Origin of the sequence: Enterobacter sichuanensis (genome assembly GCF_009036245.1) — a bacterium.
GTDB lineage: Bacteria > Pseudomonadota > Gammaproteobacteria > Enterobacterales > Enterobacteriaceae > Enterobacter > Enterobacter sichuanensis.
The window spans coordinates 3,394,883-3,411,393 of record NZ_CP027986.1; the positions used below are offsets into that span (position 1 = coordinate 3,394,883).

The 16,511-nt window shown below is 56.6% G+C and carries 16 protein-coding genes; 7 read left to right on the plus strand and 9 right to left on the minus strand.

Annotated elements, in window-relative coordinates; all coding sequences use genetic code 11:
- Window positions 1–85: 85 nt before the first annotated feature.
- The 3 genes from purC to dapA all read right to left on the minus strand — a co-directional run bounded on the left by purC (window position 86) and on the right by dapA (window position 2,838).
- Window positions 86–799 (minus strand): phosphoribosylaminoimidazolesuccinocarboxamide synthase, encoded by a 714-nt coding sequence (purC, locus tag C1N69_RS16340; RefSeq protein WP_008501631.1) that lies wholly within the window; start codon window positions 797–799, stop codon window positions 86–88.
- Between the two features lie 109 nt (window positions 800–908).
- Window positions 909–1,943, minus strand: coding sequence for an outer membrane protein assembly factor BamC (gene bamC / locus C1N69_RS16345; protein WP_033146169.1), 1,035 nt, complete (start codon window positions 1,941–1,943; stop codon window positions 909–911).
- A 16-nt stretch (window positions 1,944–1,959) separates the two neighbouring features.
- Window positions 1,960–2,838: a 4-hydroxy-tetrahydrodipicolinate synthase gene (gene dapA, locus C1N69_RS16350; protein ID WP_008501633.1), complete on the minus strand. Its 879-nt coding sequence runs from the start codon at window positions 2,836–2,838 to the stop codon at window positions 1,960–1,962.
- Between the two features lie 145 nt (window positions 2,839–2,983).
- On the opposite strand from dapA, the gene C1N69_RS16355 reads away from it, so the two are divergent.
- A complete protein-coding gene (locus C1N69_RS16355) occupies window positions 2,984–3,553 on the plus strand; it encodes a glycine cleavage system transcriptional repressor (RefSeq protein ID WP_025758958.1) in 570 nt (189 codons plus the stop codon).
- Complete coding sequence (gene bcp / locus C1N69_RS16360) at window positions 3,553–4,023, plus strand: thioredoxin-dependent thiol peroxidase (protein ID WP_025758956.1); 471 nt, start codon at window positions 3,553–3,555, stop codon at window positions 4,021–4,023. The genes C1N69_RS16355 and bcp overlap by 1 nt, the downstream gene beginning before the upstream one ends.
- Before the next feature lie 92 nt (window positions 4,024–4,115).
- Here bcp and C1N69_RS16365 read toward each other — a convergent pair whose 3' ends face one another.
- Window positions 4,116–5,180, minus strand: a complete 1,065-nt coding sequence (locus tag C1N69_RS16365) for an AI-2E family transporter (RefSeq protein ID WP_155031539.1) — start codon at window positions 5,178–5,180, stop codon at window positions 4,116–4,118.
- A 221-nt stretch (window positions 5,181–5,401) separates the two neighbouring features.
- Between C1N69_RS16365 and bepA the strand changes: the two genes are divergently transcribed.
- Together bepA and arsC are read left to right on the plus strand one after the other, a co-directional pair.
- Window positions 5,402–6,865 (plus strand): beta-barrel assembly-enhancing protease, encoded by a 1,464-nt coding sequence (gene bepA, locus C1N69_RS16370; protein WP_155031540.1) that lies wholly within the window; start codon window positions 5,402–5,404, stop codon window positions 6,863–6,865.
- 18 nt (window positions 6,866–6,883) lie between these two features.
- Complete coding sequence (arsC, locus tag C1N69_RS16375) at window positions 6,884–7,240, plus strand: arsenate reductase (glutaredoxin) (RefSeq protein ID WP_045284558.1); 357 nt, start codon at window positions 6,884–6,886, stop codon at window positions 7,238–7,240.
- On the opposite strand, the gene C1N69_RS16380 is transcribed toward arsC, so the two are convergent.
- The gene (locus C1N69_RS16380) at window positions 7,237–8,061 is read right to left on the minus strand and encodes an XRE family transcriptional regulator (RefSeq protein ID WP_155031541.1); all 825 of its coding nucleotides are present in this window, start codon (window positions 8,059–8,061) and stop codon (window positions 7,237–7,239) included. The genes arsC and C1N69_RS16380 overlap by 4 nt on opposite strands.
- 147 nt (window positions 8,062–8,208) lie before the next feature.
- Between C1N69_RS16380 and celB the strand changes: the two genes are divergently transcribed.
- Genes celB through C1N69_RS16395 form a run of 3 tightly spaced genes read left to right on the plus strand, consistent with a single transcriptional unit; the run spans window position 8,209 to window position 11,909 of the window.
- Window positions 8,209–9,528 carry a PTS cellobiose transporter subunit IIC gene (celB, locus tag C1N69_RS16385; RefSeq protein WP_155031542.1) on the plus strand — a complete coding sequence of 440 codons (1,320 nt, stop codon included), beginning with the start codon at window positions 8,209–8,211 and terminating at the stop codon, window positions 9,526–9,528.
- 3 nt (window positions 9,529–9,531) lie between these two features.
- Complete coding sequence (locus C1N69_RS16390; protein ID WP_047959200.1) at window positions 9,532–10,488, plus strand: glycosylasparaginase; 957 nt, start codon at window positions 9,532–9,534, stop codon at window positions 10,486–10,488.
- On the plus strand, window positions 10,488–11,909 hold the full coding sequence (locus C1N69_RS16395; protein ID WP_155031543.1) for a leucyl aminopeptidase family protein: 1,422 nt from the start codon (window positions 10,488–10,490) through the stop codon (window positions 11,907–11,909). The genes C1N69_RS16390 and C1N69_RS16395 overlap by 1 nt, the downstream gene beginning before the upstream one ends.
- Window positions 11,910–12,041: 132 nt before the next feature.
- On the opposite strand, the gene C1N69_RS16400 is transcribed toward C1N69_RS16395, so the two are convergent.
- The 4 genes from C1N69_RS16400 to C1N69_RS16415 all read right to left on the minus strand — a co-directional run bounded on the left by C1N69_RS16400 (window position 12,042) and on the right by C1N69_RS16415 (window position 16,510).
- A complete protein-coding gene (locus C1N69_RS16400) occupies window positions 12,042–12,743 on the minus strand; it encodes a DnaA inactivator Hda (RefSeq protein ID WP_216821201.1) in 702 nt (233 codons plus the stop codon).
- Between the two features lie 107 nt (window positions 12,744–12,850).
- Window positions 12,851–14,140 carry a uracil permease gene (uraA, locus tag C1N69_RS16405; RefSeq protein WP_155031544.1) on the minus strand — a complete coding sequence of 430 codons (1,290 nt, stop codon included), beginning with the start codon at window positions 14,138–14,140 and terminating at the stop codon, window positions 12,851–12,853.
- Window positions 14,141–14,226: 86 nt separating this feature from the next.
- Entirely contained in the window at window positions 14,227–14,853 is a 627-nt protein-coding gene (gene upp, locus C1N69_RS16410; protein ID WP_003860560.1) for a uracil phosphoribosyltransferase, read from the minus strand.
- A 226-nt stretch (window positions 14,854–15,079) separates the two neighbouring features.
- On the minus strand, window positions 15,080–16,510 hold the full coding sequence (locus C1N69_RS16415; protein WP_047959202.1) for a 6-phospho-beta-glucosidase: 1,431 nt from the start codon (window positions 16,508–16,510) through the stop codon (window positions 15,080–15,082).
- Window position 16,511 lies beyond the last annotated feature (1 nt).

The window sequence follows — 16,511 nt, forward strand, 5'->3', positions numbered from 1 at the left end:
ATCGTAGGCGGTTAACGGCAAGATTACCATAGGAAACAAAGGTAAGAGGCCAAAGGATGCAAACATCCTTTGGCAAGTGAGGGAGTTAGTCGAGCTTAACGCCTAAACGGTGAGCAACCGCTTCGTAAGCTTCAATCAGGCCACCCAGGCTCTGGCGGAAACGGTCTTTGTCCATTTTATCCAGCGTTTCTTTGTCCCACAGGCGGCTACCGTCCGGCGAGAACTCATCGCCCAGCACCACTTCGCCTTTAAACAGACCAAACTCCAGCTTGAAATCGACGAGGATCAGGCCCGCGTCATCAAACAATTTTTTCAGCACGTCGTTGGCTTTGTAGGTCAGCTCTTTCATGCGCGCCAGGTTCTCTTTATTCACCCAGCCGAAGGTTTCGCAGTAGGAATCATTGACCATCGGATCGTGCATCGCGTCGTTTTTCAGGAACAGGTCGAACAGCGGTGGATTCAGTTCGATACCTTCTTCAATGCCCAGACGCTTCACCAGGGAGCCCGCTGCACGGTTACGAATTACGCACTCAACCGGAACCATATCCAGTTTTTTCACCAGACATTCCGTATCGGACAGCAACGCTTCCATCTGAGTCGGGATACCCGCTTCGGCCAGTTTGGTCATAATGAAATGGTTGAACTTGTTGTTCACCATGCCTTTACGATCGAACTGCTCAATGCGAGCGCCATCCCCTGCTGACGTATCATTGCGGAACTCGAGCACCAACAGATCCGGGTTTTCCGTGCTGTATACGGTCTTCGCTTTGCCACGATACAACTCAGCTTGCTTCTGCATCTTCATTACTCCTGGTGTGATGATTTGTGTTCAAAACTGGGCATATTATGCCACGCACACGTTTGCGTAGCACGAAAATAAAAAGGGCTGGATTCACCAGCCCTCGTTTTTATTTGCTGAATGCCGCCTGGAAGACAGCGACCAGCGCATCGTTCTGCGACTGGGTCAGAGTGTGACCTTTTGGATCGATAAACTGCAGACTGCTGCGGTTATCAAGGTCACCGACCTGAATCTTGTAGTCACCGGAGGCAAGCTGAGGATCTTTCGCACCCAGCTCCTGCCACGCGCTGTCGGAGAGCGGCTTGTAGGTTGCCGTCATGCTGCCGGTTGAACGCGTGCTGTCGGTCACCTTCATGCCCACTTTTTCCAGGGTCGCTGGCAGACGCTGCCAGGTCTGGTTAAACGGTGCACGCACCACCAGCATTGGCAGGCCGGTATCATCCGCACCGCTTTGCACATCGAAGGTCGCGCCATTGCGGCTCTGCGCGGCGTTGGCGGCATCGGTGGCAGTCTTATCGAGACCTGCGGCAATCACGTTTAGCATTTCGGTGCTGTAACGCTGCAGGGACGCGGCATCTGCAACCGGTTTACCCGCCTGCTCCAGGTTCAACAGCTTCACGTTAACCGCTTGCTGATATCCCTGTGGTTTGACGGAGACTTGATAGCGACCGCGGTACTGCTGATCTTCATCCAGACGGTTCCATTCGATCCAGTCGGTGGTTAACGTCTGGCTGGCGTCATCGCGTTTATCGATGGTGTAGTTCTTCGACTGAATAACGCTGACAACCTGCGGCCACAGGGTACTACCGCGCGCGCTCTCAACCATCAGAGACGCGGTATCACCGGTGAACTGGGTACGCGCCCCGCTCACCAGCGCCAGAGGCTGTGCTGGCGGACGAATATCAAGCGCTTTACCGACCAGGCCGCTGCCGTTGGTCACGGGGATATTATAATCGCCGTTCTGAATCGGCAGGATCATACCAGCCGGTGCGTGAAGTTCAGCAAGCGGGGTCGCATCCAGATAGGATTCATCACCGCTCACCTGGCGCTTGTAGCGCGAGTCTGAACTACAGGCAGCGAGCAGCATAACAAGCGAAACACTCGCAACCTTCGCCAGGCGCGACTTCTGTACTGAATAAGCCATCAAATCTCCCTAAACTTTACAGCAAACCGGCATGCTTCAGCGCTGCCCTGACGATATCACGACCGTGGTCGGTAATCGGTGTCATTGGCAGACGCAGCGTATCGGTTGCTACAAGCCCCAACTCCTTACACGCCCATTTCACGGGGATCGGATTGGGTTCGACAAATAATTTATTGTGCAGCGGCATCAGACGCTGATTAATGACACGCGCTTCATCAAAGTGACCGGCGGCGGCCAGTTTGCACATTTCAGCCATATCGCGCGCCGCAACGTTTGCCGTTACGGAGATCACGCCATGGCCACCGAGCTGCATAAAGTCCAGCGCGGTCGCATCATCACCGCTCAACAGGATAAAGTCGTCTGAAACCAGCTCTTTGATCTGATGAACGCGGCTTAAGTTCCCTGTCGCCTCTTTAATACCGATAATATTTTTCACTTCCGAGAGACGACCAACGGTTTCCGGCAGCATATCGCAGCCGGTACGGGACGGCACATTATACAGAATTTGTGGCAAGTCAGTATGTTCAGCGATGGCTTTGAAGTGCTGGAACAAACCTTCCTGGGTAGGACGGTTGTAATAAGGGGTCACCGTCAGACAGCCGACGATGCCGCTGTCGTTAAAACGTTTAGTCAGGCTGATCGCTTCTGCGGTTGCATTTGCCCCTGTCCCCGCGATGACCGGAATACGTCCGTCAGCCAGTTCGAGGGTCAGCATAACCACATCACCGTGCTCATCGTGGCTCAGCGTTGCAGATTCACCGGTAGTCCCTACCGAAACGATCGCCGAGGTTCCATTGGCGACATGGTAATCAATCAGCTTCTTCATGCTAGACCGGCAGACGTTACCTTTTTCATCCATCGGTGTTACAAGCGCGACAATACTTCCCGTGAACATGAGCCATCCTCTGTGCGAACAAGAGTCTCAATGGTACGTTTGGAACTGTAATAAAAGCAAGCGACCTGAGGCCCTCAGGCGGTTGTATGCATGTTTTTTTTATGCTTTCCTTAGGAAGACTTAACCATGCAAAGGAAGAACAGGTTTGACAACCTCATCACAACATTACCTGGTTATCACTGCGCTGGGTGCCGACAGGCCGGGTATCGTGAACACCATCACGCGTCACGTGAGCAGCTGCGGCTGTAATATCGAAGACAGCCGTCTGGCGATGCTGGGCGAAGAGTTCACGTTTATTATGCTGCTGTCCGGAACATGGAATGCCATTACGCTTATCGAATCCACCCTGCCGCTGAAAGGCGCGGAGCTGGATTTGCTCATCGTGATGAAACGTACCACCGCGCGCCCACGTCCGGCCATGCCCGCTACCGTCTGGGTGCAGGTTGAAGTCCCTGATTCCCCCCATTTGATCGAGCGCTTTACCGCGCTGTTTGACAGCCATCAGATGAACATCGCCGAGCTCGTTTCCCGCACGCAGCCGGGCGACGAGAACACCGTACCCACGCTCTTTATTCAGATTACCGCACACAGCCCTGCTTCACAGGATGCGTCAAATATCGAGCAAGCGTTCAAAGCCCTCTGTACAGAATTAAACGCGCAGGGCAGTATAAGCGTCGTAAATTATTCGCAGCACGAACAGGATGGAGTTGAGTAATGAATCCACTGAAAGCCGGTGACATCGCACCGAAATTTAGCTTACCGGATCAAGACGGCGAGCAAGTAAATTTGACCGACTTCCAGGGACAGCGTGTTCTGGTCTATTTCTACCCGAAAGCCATGACCCCCGGCTGCACCGTACAGGCCTGCGGCTTACGCGACAACATGGACGAGTTGAAAAAAGCCGGCGTGGAAGTGCTGGGTATCAGCACGGATAAACCAGAAAAGCTGTCACGATTTGCTGAAAAAGAGCTGCTGAACTTCACGCTGCTTTCTGATGAAGATCATCAGGTGTGCGAACAGTTCGGCATCTGGGGCGAGAAGACGTTTATGGGTAAAACCTACGACGGCATTCACCGCATCAGCTTCCTGATCGACGCTGACGGTAAAATTGAACACGTGTTTGACGACTTCAAAACCAGCAACCACCACGATGTAGTGTTGAACTGGCTGAAACAAAGTGCCTGAAAGTGAGTGTCGGGTGGCGGCTTCGCCTTACCCGACCTTCTCCCTCTCCCTGTGGGAGAGGGTCGGGGTGAGGGCATCAGGCCGCACAAAACCTACTTCTCTTCCACCGCTGGCACATCCGGCCACGCGTGCACCACCGCTTTAATCAGCGTCGCCAGCGGAATGGCAAAGAACACACCCCAGAACCCCCACAGCCCGCCGAAAATCACCACCGACAGAATAATCACCAGCGGATGCAGATTCACCGCTTCGGAGAACAGCACCGGTACCAGCAGGTTACCGTCCAGCCCCTGAATAATCAGGTATACTGCGAAGCAGCTCCAGAACTCGGTTCCCAGGCCAAACTGGAACAGCGCGACGCCAACCACCGGAATGGTCACCACAAACGCGCCGATGTACGGAATCAGAACCGACAGCCCCACCAGCACCGCCAGCAGCAGCGAGTAGTTCAGACCGAAGATCAGGAAACCAATCCAGGTGGCGACCCCCACGACGATCATCTCCAGCACCTTGCCGCGAATGTAGTTGGTGATCTGCTGGTTCATCTCTTCCCAGACCTGCCCCGCCAGACCGCGATTGCGCGGCAGAATACGCCGAACGGCGTTGAGCATCTGGTCTTTATCTTTTACCAGGAAGAAGACCATCAGCGGTACGAGCACGAGATAGACCGCCAGGGTAAGCAGCCCCACCAGCGACGCCAGAGAGTACTTCACCACCGAATCACCCATCGTCATGATGCGGGCGCGCATATTTTCCGCCATCGCGTCGATGATCCCGGCATCCATCAGGGCCGGGTAACGGCGCGGCAGCGTGGCGGCGAAATCAGAGAGCTTATTCAGCATGCCGGGCATATCGCGGATCAGGTAGATCCCCTGCTGCCAGGCCACCGGCATCACCACCAGGGCCATCAACAGCAGGATACCGACAAACAGCACCAGGACGATGCTGGCCGCCCAGCGACGGGAACAGCCAATATATTCCAGACGCGCCGTTGGCCACTCCAGCAGGTAGGCCAGCACAATCGCCACCAGCAGAGGGGCGAGCAGACCGCTGAAGAAGAACAGAATACCGAACCCGACAACCAGAATAACCAGCAGAGCAATGGCCTCCGGGTCGCTGAACCGGCGCCGGTACCACTGCATTAACATTTCGAGCATACAACCCTTCCCTGAATCGAATGGCGGGAGTGAGACGGTGAATTGTATCTAACTGTCACAAAAAAGACTTTCGCTTTTTGTATCCCGGTCACAATCCGCAAAAGCATGATGAATGGGATTTTCTTCATGCGGCAACACGGCTACACTCGCTGGGCAGCAGAGATGAACGATATGCCGCTTCATCGGTCAAATTAGCACATCCAATATACAGGACAGTGGTTATGTTCAGGCAGTTGAGAAAAACACTGGTTGCAACACTGATTGCCGCAGTGACGGTCGGTCAGGTATTACCCGCTTTTGCTGACTCGTCCGATTCATTGCCGGACATGGGCACCACAGCAGGAAGCACGCTCTCGATTGGGCAAGAGATGCAAATGGGCGATTACTATGTTCGCCAGCTGCGCGGCAGCGCTCCGCTGATTAACGACCCTTTGCTGGTACAGTACATCAACGGGCTGGGGATGCGTCTGGTGGCGCACGCCGACTCGGTAAAAACGCCGTTCCACTTCTATTTGATTAATAATGACGAAATCAACGCCTTCGCCTTCTTTGGCGGTAACGTGGTGCTGCATTCGGCGTTATTCCGTTACTCAGACAACGAAAGCCAGCTGGCCTCGGTGATGGCGCACGAAATTTCGCACGTCACGCAGCGCCACCTGGCGCGTGCGATGGAAGACCAGAAGCGTAACGCACCGCTCACCTGGGTGGGCGCACTGGGCTCTATTCTGCTGGCAATGGCCAGCCCGCAGGCCGGGATGGCAGCCTTAACCGGTACGCTGGCCGGTACGCGTCAGGGGATGATCAGCTTTACCCAGCAAAACGAGCAGGAAGCGGACCGCATCGGCATCCAGGTGCTGCAGCGCTCGGGCTTCGACCCGCAGGCCATGCCGAGCTTCCTGGAAAAACTGCTCGATCAGGCCCGTTATTCTTCCCGCCCACCGGAAATTCTGCTCACGCACCCGTTACCGGAAAGCCGTCTGTCAGATGCGCGTAACCGTGCCAACCAGATGCGTCCGGTAGTGGTCCAGTCTTCGCAGGATTTCTACATGGCGAAAGTGAGAACGCTGGGGATGTACAATTCCGGGCGTAACCAGCTCACCAGCGACCTGCTGGATGCCCTGGCGAAAGGCAACGTGCGTGAGAAAAACGCCGCGCAGTATGGCCTGGCGCTGCAGGCGATGGAAGCCAGTAAATACGACGAGGCGCGTAAAGCGCTGCAGCCGCTTCTGGCCGCCGACCCGAATAACCCGTGGTATCTCGATTTGTCCACGGATATCGATCTGGGGCAGAAGAAATCTGCCGATGCGATTAACCGCCTGAAAGGGGCGAAAGACGTTCGTACCAACCCTGTGCTGCAGCTTAACCTGGCGAACGCTTACTTACAGGGCGGCCAGCCTGGGGAAGCGGCGACCATTCTGAACCGCTACACCTTTAATAATAAAGACGATCAAAACGGCTGGGACCTGCTTGCACAGGCTGAAGCCCAGTTGGGCAACCGCGATCAGGAGCTGGCGGCGCGCGCCGAAGGCTTTGCCCTGGTGGGGCGCCTCGATCAGGCGATTTCCACGCTCAGCAGCGCCAGCGCGCAGGTCAAACTCGGCAGCCTCCAGCAGGCCCGTTACGACGCGCGTATCGATCAGCTGCGCGGCCTGCAGCAGCGCTTTAAGCCGTACGAGAAGATGTAATAAAGGAGAATGTACGTCATGACAGACGCCGTAAAAATCTATCACAACCCTCGCTGCTCCAAGAGCCGCGATACCCTGAGCCTGCTGAAATCTAACGGCGTTGAGCCTGAGGTGGTGCTGTATCTCGACACCCCGCCTGATGCCCAAACCCTCCGTCAGCTGCTACACATGCTGGGGATGGGCAGTGCACGAGAGCTGATGCGCCAGAAAGAAGATCTGTATAAGTCGCTTAACCTGGACGACAGCCGTCTCACCGAAGCCGAGCTGGTTCAGGCCATGGTTGAAAATCCAAAGCTGATTGAGCGACCCATTGTGGTGGCCAACGGCCAGGCACGCATTGGTCGCCCGCCGGAAGACGTGCTCGAGATCCTCTAATCGTTACGCCGCAGCGCTTCCAGAAAGGCCTGCGGCGTGCTTTCACCTAACGTCTTCTGCGCTTTTCCCCGGTTGTAACTCTCACACAGTTGAATCAACAGCTCCCCGACAGGCGTCGTTTTTACCTGCGGAATAATGTCCTGCAAGGGTACCGCGATCTGCACCGCCCGGGAGGTCCGGGGATGCACGTTGATGGCAATTTCACTGTCCGGCAGGGTGACCTCAAAACCAAAAGTCTCAACAGATTGTACAGGGGCCGGACAGGCCTCAAGCAGCGCCTGCGTCCATCGCGTCAACAGCTGCGGCGATAACCCGGCATAGAGCCGCGCATAGCACCAGCCGCTCACCGGCTCCCGCGCCCACAGCAGATGTTGCTCCCCACCGTCGTCCATATGAAGCGATAACGGCAAATGATGCAGCATCAGCTGCTGAGGCACGATACCGGCCTTCAGCGCTTTTTTACCGCGCAGCGGCGCACGCTTCGGTTTGGCGCCAGCGGGTTTGAGATAGCGATTCAGCGTTGCCCGGGACACGCGGATCCCCAGTACGTTATTAACCAGAAGCAGCAGTTCATCCAGCGGCGCGTTCAGGATGTCGCGCAGCGCATTCACCAGTACAGCCTGCTCTTGTCTCATCGCTTTGTGTATCACTTTTGGCGTTGTCTGCTTATCTGAAACCTGCTCACGGTTGCGCCAGCGCCTGACGGTGGTGATGGAGATCCCCAGCTCAGTCGCCAGCTCTCTGTCGCTCTTATCGGACTGCTGGAGATAACGACGAATACGTGGCGTGGTGGTGGCATTAGCATGCAGTTTAATTTCCATCGCAACAATTCCATTAACTAATCATATGAGATTTATATAGCACACGCGGTTGCTTTGTGACCGATTTCACCTTTCGCCCGCCACGCTTCACTGATAATCCACAGACATAACATAAACCGCACCACTCAATCTTGTACGGAGTTCACAATGAACAATGTTCTGGGATTTCTTGAAGCAAAGCTGATGCCGCTGGCAGCCAAAACGGCACAGCAGCGTCACCTCGGGGCCATTCGCGGCGCCTACGTGTCGTTCATGCCGTTTATCATTGTCGGTTCGATTCTGCTGGTGATCTCGTCATTTCCGAATCAAACCTATCAGCAGTTTATGTCTCAGGCCTTTGGTGAGAGCTGGAGCGCCATCATCGAAATTCCGTTCAACGCGGTGTTCTCCACCATGTCGCTGTTTATCAGCTTCCTGGTGGCGTTCCGCCTGGCCGAACACTACGGCGAAGACCGCATCTCCTGCGGCATCCTGGCGCTGGTAGCGTTTCTGATCCTGACGCCGTTTATCAAAGTGGCGGAGAACGGCGGGATTACCGTGATGCCGGTGGAGTGGATTGGCAGTAAAGGACTGTTCGTGGCGATGATTGGCTCGCTGCTGTGGACGGAGCTGTTCTGCTGGCTGAAGCGCAAAAATCTGGTCATCAAAATGCCGGACGGCGTGCCGCCCGCGGTACAGGAGTCGTTCGCCGCGCTGATCCCGGCGCTGCTGGTGATGATTCTGGTGCTGGTTATCCGCATCGTCTTTGAGAACACCCATTACAACACGATCCATCAGTTTATTTATGAGGTTGTGGCCACGCCGGTGCGCCACTACGGCACCTCTTACTTTGGCGCGCTGATGACGGTATTCAGCATTACCATTCTGTGGTCAGTGGGCATTAACTCCGGCTCGATGATCAACGGCATTATTCGTCCCCTGTGGATGGAGAACCAGACTGATAACATCGCCGCCATTCAGGCTGGGGCCACGCCGCCGCACATCATTACTGAACAGTTTTTTGACATGATCTGGATGGGTGGCGCAGGGGCCACGCTGTCGCTGGTGATTGCGATGCTGATTTTCGCCCGCAGCAAAAACATGCGTGAAGTCGCCCGCCTGGGCGCGGGGGCGTCGGTGTTTAACATCAACGAACCGATTCTGTTCGGTCTGCCGGTAATCATGAACCCGATCATGCTTATCCCCTTCAATCTTGTGCCGCTGGTGCTGGTGAGCGTGCAGTACGCGGCGATGAAAATTGGCGCGGTCGCCGTAACCACCGGGGTGTTTATCCCGTGGACGCTGCCGCCGGTGATCAGCGGTTTTATCGTCACCGGGCACCTCAGCGGCAGCGTGATGCAGCTTATCAATCTGCTGATTGGCGCCATGCTGTATCTGCCTTTCATGCGCATTGTGGACAAGCAGTACCGCGCGGCGGAAGTGGCGACCGTTACGCAAACCGACACGACACTTGCAAAACAGGAGTAAAGCATGTGGGGAATTATCGCCACCTGGCGAATGGCGCTTGAAGGCGTCACAGAGTCTGCCTCTGCGCTGGCTGCGGGAAAACCGGTCTCTGCGGCAGTGGTGGATGCCGTTGCCGCCGTCGAAGATTTTCCGTTTTATAAATCCGTCGGCTACGGTGGGTTACCTACTGAAAACGGCGAGGTTGAGCTGGACGCGGCGTACATGGACGGCGACACGCTGGCGTTTGGTGCCGTGGGTAATCTTGTGGATATCGCCAACCCGGTGCGCGTGGCGCAGGCGCTCAGCCGTCAGCGGTATAACAGCCTTTTGGTCGGCCAGGGGGCGCGCGAATGGGCCCTGAGCCAGGGCTTTGCGGACAAAACCATGCTCACAGACCGCGCCATGCAGCATTACCGCAAGCGCTGCCGGGAGACGCTGGATAAAGGCCTAAGCCCGTACGACGGCCACGACACCGTCGGGATTATCGGCCTCGACAAACAGGGCTCCATGAGCGTCGCCACCTCCACCAGCGGCCTGTTTATGAAAAAACGCGGCCGACTCGGCGATTCGCCGATTATCGGGTCCGGCTTTTACTGTGACAGCGAAACCGGCGCCGCCACCGCCACGGGCGTGGGGGAAGATCTGATGAAAGGCTGTACCAGCTACGAAATTGTTCGCCGCATGGCCCAGGGCATGACGCCCCAGCAGGCGGCGGATTCGGTGGTGTTTGAGCTGGAAGACAAGCTGATGTCGCGCTTTGGCCGCGCGGGAGATCTCTCCGTGGTGTGCATGAATAATAAAGGCGAGTTCGGCGCGGCGACCAATATCAAAACCTTCTCGTTTGTGGTCGCCACCGCCCGCCAGCCGCTGACCGTGTTTCGCGCCGAGCGCCGGCAGGAAAAGACGCATTATCAGGCCGTGGATGAAGCATGGATGCAGGCCTACGCTGCGCGGATCCGCGCGCCGATTGAGGAGCAATAATGATTACCTGGCAACTGACAACCACCCTTTCCAACACCAGACCACACGGTCACCTCATCGCCCGGACCGCCTGTCCATTACTGCCGGACACCCCGCTTATCGCGGAGATGCGCGGGCAGGACGGGGTTGCCGATACCCGTTTTGGCTGCGCCCCTTTTGCACGGATCACGCTGGTGCCGGATGCGCTCTGGCAGGACTGTCTCACTGAAGGATTACTGACGGCACTGCGCCCCCTGCTGGCCTCCCCTGTCAGCCCTGATGTGATCATCGACGTCACCCATATCGACGACGTTGTGCTGGTGCAGGTGCTGCGCTTTCTCTTCAACCAGGCGCACCGTCTTAGCGACCTGCAGTTGAAGCGACCCGACGATACGCCAGCGCGTCTGCGCCACGTTACCGCTCTTTGCCTGCCGGAACAGCGGGACAATCTGGAGGTCATCTTCCGCCAGCAGCAGGCCATCAGCCGGGGCATGGTCTTTGCGCGTCGTCTGGCGGATATCCCTTCCGATCGCTGTACGCCACAGTTTGTGGTCGAAGAGGCGAAAAAATTGTCCGCCGACTTCCCTGCCCTGCGGTGTGAGGTGCTGGATGAAAAGCAGATCGTTGCGCAGGGTTTGGGGCTACTTCATGCCGTCGGTAAAGGCGCTTCCTGTCCGCCGCGGCTGCTGGCCATTCACTATGAGGGGGTTTCTGACGGTCCGGTACGTTGCTACGTAGGTAAAGGCATTACCTTCGACACCGGTGGTCTGTGGCTGAAGGAAGGCGCCGGCATGTACACCATGAAGTACGACATGTGCGGGGCGGCTAACGTACTGGGCCTGATGCTTGCCGTCGCAGAACTTGGTCTTCCCGTTCGCATCATGGGCGTGCTGGCGCTGGCGGAAAACGCGATAGGTCCGGACGCCATGCAGCCCGGCACGGTCGCGCGGGCCTGCAACGGCACAACGGTTGAAATCAACAATACCGATGCCGAAGGTCGACTGGTGCTGGCAGACGCGATTGCCTGGACCAGCCTGCGCCATCCCCGGGCACGCTATATTATTGATATGGCGACGCTAACGGGTGCGGTGGTCAAAGCGCTGGGGTATGAGCTGAGCGGGTTAATGACCCAGAATGAACCGCTGCGCAAGGCGCTGACGCAGGCGGGGAAACAGAGCGGCGACGAAGTGTGGTCCCTGCCGCTGGACGCGCGGCTGAAAAAGCAGACCGACAGCGCCATCGCCGATCTGTGCAACACCCCAACCAACAATGCGGCAATCAGCGCCTCGGCGGCATGGCTGCTGCATCACTTCTGCCCGCCGACGATCCCGTGGGCGCATCTGGATATTAGCGGTACGGCGCTGTGGCGTGAAAACGGACGGAGCGTGGCGTCAGGGAGGCCGATTCCGCTGCTGGTGGAGCACTTGCTGGGGGATCTTTAGCCGGGTGGCGGCTACGCCTTACCCGGCCTACAAATATTTCTCCCTCTCCCCGTGGGAGAGGGTTGGGGTGAGGGCATCAACCCGCACGATTCTCGTAGGCCCGGTAAGCGCAGCGCCACCGGGCAACAAAACTCAAAGCTTCAGAATATCTTTCACAAACGGAATGGTCAGCTTGCGCTGGGCGGTGATGGACGCGCGATCGAGCTGATCGAGCGTGTCGAACAGCGTGCGCATTTCGCGGTCCAGACGCTTAAGCAGGAAACGACCCACGTCCTCCGGCAGCTCAAAGCCACGCTGCTTTGCGCGCAGCTGTAACGCCTGCAGTTTGTCTTCATCGGACAGTGGCTGCAGCTTATAGATTTGCCCCCAGTCCAGACGCGATGCCAAATCCGGCAGCCCCAGATTAAGCTGGCGCGGCGGACGATCGCCGGTGATCAAGAGCCGGGTTTTGCCCGATTCCAGAATGCGGTTATAGAGGTTAAAGATCGCCATTTCCCACGGCTCATCCCCCGCCACGCATTCGATATTATCGATGCAGACCAGGGAGAGGTGTTCCATTCCCTCCAGCACGTCAGGCACAAACCAGGTACGCTTATCCAGCGGCACATAGCCTACCGCATCACCCCGGGCGGAGAGTTCCGCACAGGCGGCATGCAACAGGTGGCTGCGCCCCGCGCCTTCGCGTGACCAGATATAGATGTATCCGCTGTGATCCTGGCGCAGCACGTTTTGCAGTGCAGCCAGTAAAGAGGGGTTATCACCCGGCCAGAAACTCGCGAAAGTTTCGTCGTCAGGGAGATAGAGTGGCAGAGAGAGCTGTGCCGGTCCGTTCAGAAGTACCTCAACCAGATCTTACATAAAATCGGCATGGAGTTTAACACGGAACCTGCAAGGAGAGAACCGGGCGATCCTTCGCCCGATTAAAGGATCAGATTAAAGGATCAGTGTGGGGCATTTTCGCTTTCGTCGGCGTCCAGCACCACCTCTTCCGGGCGGATCACGGAGATCAGCTTGAAAATCAGGCTCAGGCCCACGCCAACGATGGTCGCCAGCGCCATCCCCTTCAGCTCGGCCGCACCGATGTGCACCTTGGCGCCGCTCACGCCGATGATCAGGATAACGGAGGTCAGGATCAGATTCTGCGCTTTGCTGTAATCCACTTTAGACTCAATCAGCACGCGAATACCGGATGCGCCGATCACGCCGTACAGCAGCAGAGAGACACCGCCCATCACCGGCACCGGGATGATCTGGATCGCCGCTGCCAGTTTACCGACGCAGGAAAGCAAAATGGCAATGATCGCCGCGCCGCCGATAACCCAGGTACTGTAGACGCGGGTAATGGCCATCACGCCAATATTCTCACCGTAGGTGGTGTTTGGCGTGGAGCCAAAGAACCCGGAGATAATGGTCGAGAAGCCGTTGGCAAACATAGAACGGTGCAGACCCGGGTCGCGGATCAAATCGCGCTTGACGATGTTCGCCGTCACCACCAGGTGACCAACGTGTTCAGCAATAACCACCAGCGCGGCAGGCAGAATGGTGAAGATAGCAAACCATTCGAAGCGTGGCGTGTAGAAGGTTGGCAGGGCGAACCAGTGCGCCTGAGCGATTGGCGTGGTATCGACAACGCCCATCACGAAGGAGAGTGCATAGCCCGCCAGCACGCCGATCAGGATCGGGATAATCGCCATAAAACCGCGGAACAGCACGGAGCCAAACACCGTTACGCCCAGGGTCACCAGCGAGATGATGATGGTTTTGGAATCCGGTGACTGGCCGTCAGCAGGCAGCAGACCGGCCATATTGGCCGCCACGCCCGCAAGCTCGAGACCGATAACGGCAACGATGGCACCCATTGCCGCAGGCGGGAACATCACGTCCAGCCAGCCGGTACCGGCTTTCTTCACAATGAAAGAGACCAGGCAGAACAGCACGCCACACATGATAAACCCGCCCAGCGCCACTTCATAACCCAGCGGCAGAAGCAGCAACACCGGCGAGATAAAGGCAAAGCTCGAACCCAGATACGCCGGGATTTTGCCTTTACAGATAAAGAGGTACAGCAGCGTACCAATACCGTTGAACAGCAGCACGGTAGCCGGGTTAATGTGAAACAGGATTGGCACCAGCACGGTTGCGCCAAACATGGCGAACAGGTGCTGCAAACTAAGCGGGATTGTCTGTAAAAGCGGCGGTCTTTCACTCACCCCGATAGCACGGCGCGTCATAGTGTTTTCCTCTGAGATGGTTAGTTATGTGTGTTTTATTCAAAAAAAAGCCGACTATCAAAGTCGGCTTCGTTATCGTTATTCGATTATTTCGTACCAAAGATCTTATCGCCGGCATCGCCCAGCCCCGGGATGATGTACCCGTGCTCGTTCAGCCCCTGGTCGACAGACGCGGTATACAGCTCCACATCCGGGTGCGCTTTTTCCAGCGCCGCGATCCCTTCCGGTGCCGCAACCAGCACCAGCACTTTAATGCTGCTGCAGCCTGCTTTTTTCAGCAGGTCGATAGTGGCGATCATTGAACCGCCGGTCGCCAGCATTGGGTCAACCACCAGCGCCATACGCTCGTCGATGTTAGACACCAGCTTCTGGAAGTAAGGTACCGGCTCCAGCGTCTCTTCATTACGGTAGATACCCACCACGCTGATACGCGCGCTCGGTACGTGCTCCAGCACGCCCTCCATCATGCCGAGACCGGCACGCAGGATTGGCACTACGGTAATTTTCTTACCTTTGATCTGCTCAACCTGCACCGGGCCGTTCCAGCCTTCGATGGTCACTTTTTCGGTTTCCAGGTCAGAGGTCGCTTCGTAGGTCAGCAGGCTACCCACTTCAGATGCCAGTTCGCGAAAACGCTTCGTGCTGATGTCATGCTCACGCATCAGGCCCAACTTGTGTTTAACGAGTGGGTGTTTCACTTCCACAATCTTCATTCTCTTTCTCCTCTGAGGTGGCATCCGCAAAAAAATCGCGGGATTATACCGCTTTTTTCAGATTAGGCCATACCCATCTTGCTTGACAGGGATCAAGCGAAGTGATTTAGAGACAAAAAAACCGGAGGCGAGACTCCGGCTTGAGTGCGGGGTTCTGCCGGGTGGCGCTAACGCTTACCCGGCCTACACATCCCGTAGGCCCGGTAAGCGCAGCGCCACCGGGCAATTATAGCTGCTCGCCGTTACTCGCAATCACCTGCTTATACCAGTCGAACGACTTCTTCTTACTGCGGTTCAGCGTGCCGTTACCTTCATTGTCTTTATCGACAAAGATAAAGCCGTAGCGTTTTTTCATTTCGCCCGTACCGGCAGAAACGAGGTCGATACAGCCCCACGGGGTATAGCCCATCAGGTCTACGCCATCTTCCACCACCGCTTTTTTCATCTCACGGATGTGGGCGGCGAGATAGTCAATGCGGTACTGATCATTCACCGTGCCGTCGCTCTCCTGCACGTCGATGGCGCCAAAGCCATTCTCAACGATGAACAGCGGCAGCTGGTAGTGATCCCAGAACCAGTTCAGGGAGTAGCGCAGACCCACCGGGTCAATCTGCCAGCCCCAGTCCGATTTCTGCACGTACGGGTTGGAGACCAGACTCTTGCTCTCGTCGTAATCCAGTTCCGGGTTGTCCGCCGTCGCTTTGGTGGCGAAAGACATGTAATAGCTGAAGCCGATGTAATCCACGCAGCCCTGGGTCAGCGCCGCTTTATCTTCCTCGGTAATATCCAGCGCGAAACCGCGACGCTCGAAGTAGTTGAGTAGATGCTGCGGATACTTACCGCGCACATGGACGTCGGTGAACCAGTAACGACGGTGCATGGCGTTCATCGCCATCATCATATCGTCGGGCGCGCAGGTCAGCGGATAGATAGGACACATGGCAATCATGCAGCCGATCTGCAGCGACGGGTTAATCTCGCGTCCCGCCTTCACCGCCAGGGCGCTGGCCACCAGCTCATAGTGGGCCGCCTGGAACATCACCGGCTCCCGGTCCTCCCCCGGCGCATACTTCAGCCCGGAGTTGGTGAACGGCGCAAAATCTTCGTGGAAGTTAGCCTGGTTGTTAATCTCGTTGAAGGTCATCCAGTACTTCACTTTATGCTGATAGCGCTGGAATACGACGGTTGCGAAGCGAACGAAGAAGTCGATCAGCTTACGGTTGCGCCATCCGCCGTATTCCGTGACCAGATGGAAAGGCATCTCAAAGTGAGAGAGCGTGATAACCGGTTCAATGCCGTATTTCAGACACTCATCGAACAGATCGTCATAGAACTTCAGGCCCGCCTCGTTAGGCTCCCGCTCGTCCCCTTTCGGGAAGATACGCGTCCAGGCGATAGAGGTACGGAAGCATTTGAACCCCATCTCGGCAAAGAGTTTGATGTCTTCCTTATAACGATGGTAAAAATCGATGGCTTCGTGGTTCGGGTAGTTTTTCCCTGGCAGCACGCCGTTGGTGATTTCACGCGGTACGCCGTGGGCGCCGGCGGTCATGACGTCGGCGACGCTCACCCCTTTACCGCCCTCTTGCCAGCCGCCTTCCAGCTGGTGCGCGGCCACCGCGCCGCCCCACAGAAAACCTGCTTTAAATCCTGACATA

Bases quoted from the DNA above. Each gene is read 5' to 3' on its own strand.
- purC (WP_008501631.1), bottom strand. From the start codon at position 799: ATGCAGAAGCAAGCTGAGTTGTATCGTGGCAAAGCGAAGACCGTATAC.
- bamC (WP_033146169.1), bottom strand. From the start codon at position 1,943: ATGGCTTATTCAGTACAGAAGTCGCGCCTGGCGAAGGTTGCGAGTGTT.
- dapA (WP_008501633.1), bottom strand. From the start codon at position 2,838: ATGTTCACGGGAAGTATTGTCGCGCTTGTAACACCGATGGATGAAAAA.
- bcp (WP_025758956.1), top strand. From the start codon at position 3,553: ATGAATCCACTGAAAGCCGGTGACATCGCACCGAAATTTAGCTTACCG.
- C1N69_RS16365 (WP_155031539.1), bottom strand. From the start codon at position 5,180: ATGCTCGAAATGTTAATGCAGTGGTACCGGCGCCGGTTCAGCGACCCG.
- bepA (WP_155031540.1), top strand. From the start codon at position 5,402: ATGTTCAGGCAGTTGAGAAAAACACTGGTTGCAACACTGATTGCCGCA.
- arsC (WP_045284558.1), top strand. From the start codon at position 6,884: ATGACAGACGCCGTAAAAATCTATCACAACCCTCGCTGCTCCAAGAGC.
- C1N69_RS16380 (WP_155031541.1), bottom strand. From the start codon at position 8,061: ATGGAAATTAAACTGCATGCTAATGCCACCACCACGCCACGTATTCGT.
- celB (WP_155031542.1), top strand. From the start codon at position 8,209: ATGAACAATGTTCTGGGATTTCTTGAAGCAAAGCTGATGCCGCTGGCA.
- C1N69_RS16390 (WP_047959200.1), top strand. From the start codon at position 9,532: ATGTGGGGAATTATCGCCACCTGGCGAATGGCGCTTGAAGGCGTCACA.
- C1N69_RS16395 (WP_155031543.1), top strand. From the start codon at position 10,488: ATGATTACCTGGCAACTGACAACCACCCTTTCCAACACCAGACCACAC.
- uraA (WP_155031544.1), bottom strand. From the start codon at position 14,140: ATGACGCGCCGTGCTATCGGGGTGAGTGAAAGACCGCCGCTTTTACAG.
- upp (WP_003860560.1), bottom strand. From the start codon at position 14,853: ATGAAGATTGTGGAAGTGAAACACCCACTCGTTAAACACAAGTTGGGC.
- C1N69_RS16415 (WP_047959202.1), bottom strand. From the start codon at position 16,510: ATGTCAGGATTTAAAGCAGGTTTTCTGTGGGGCGGCGCGGTGGCCGCG.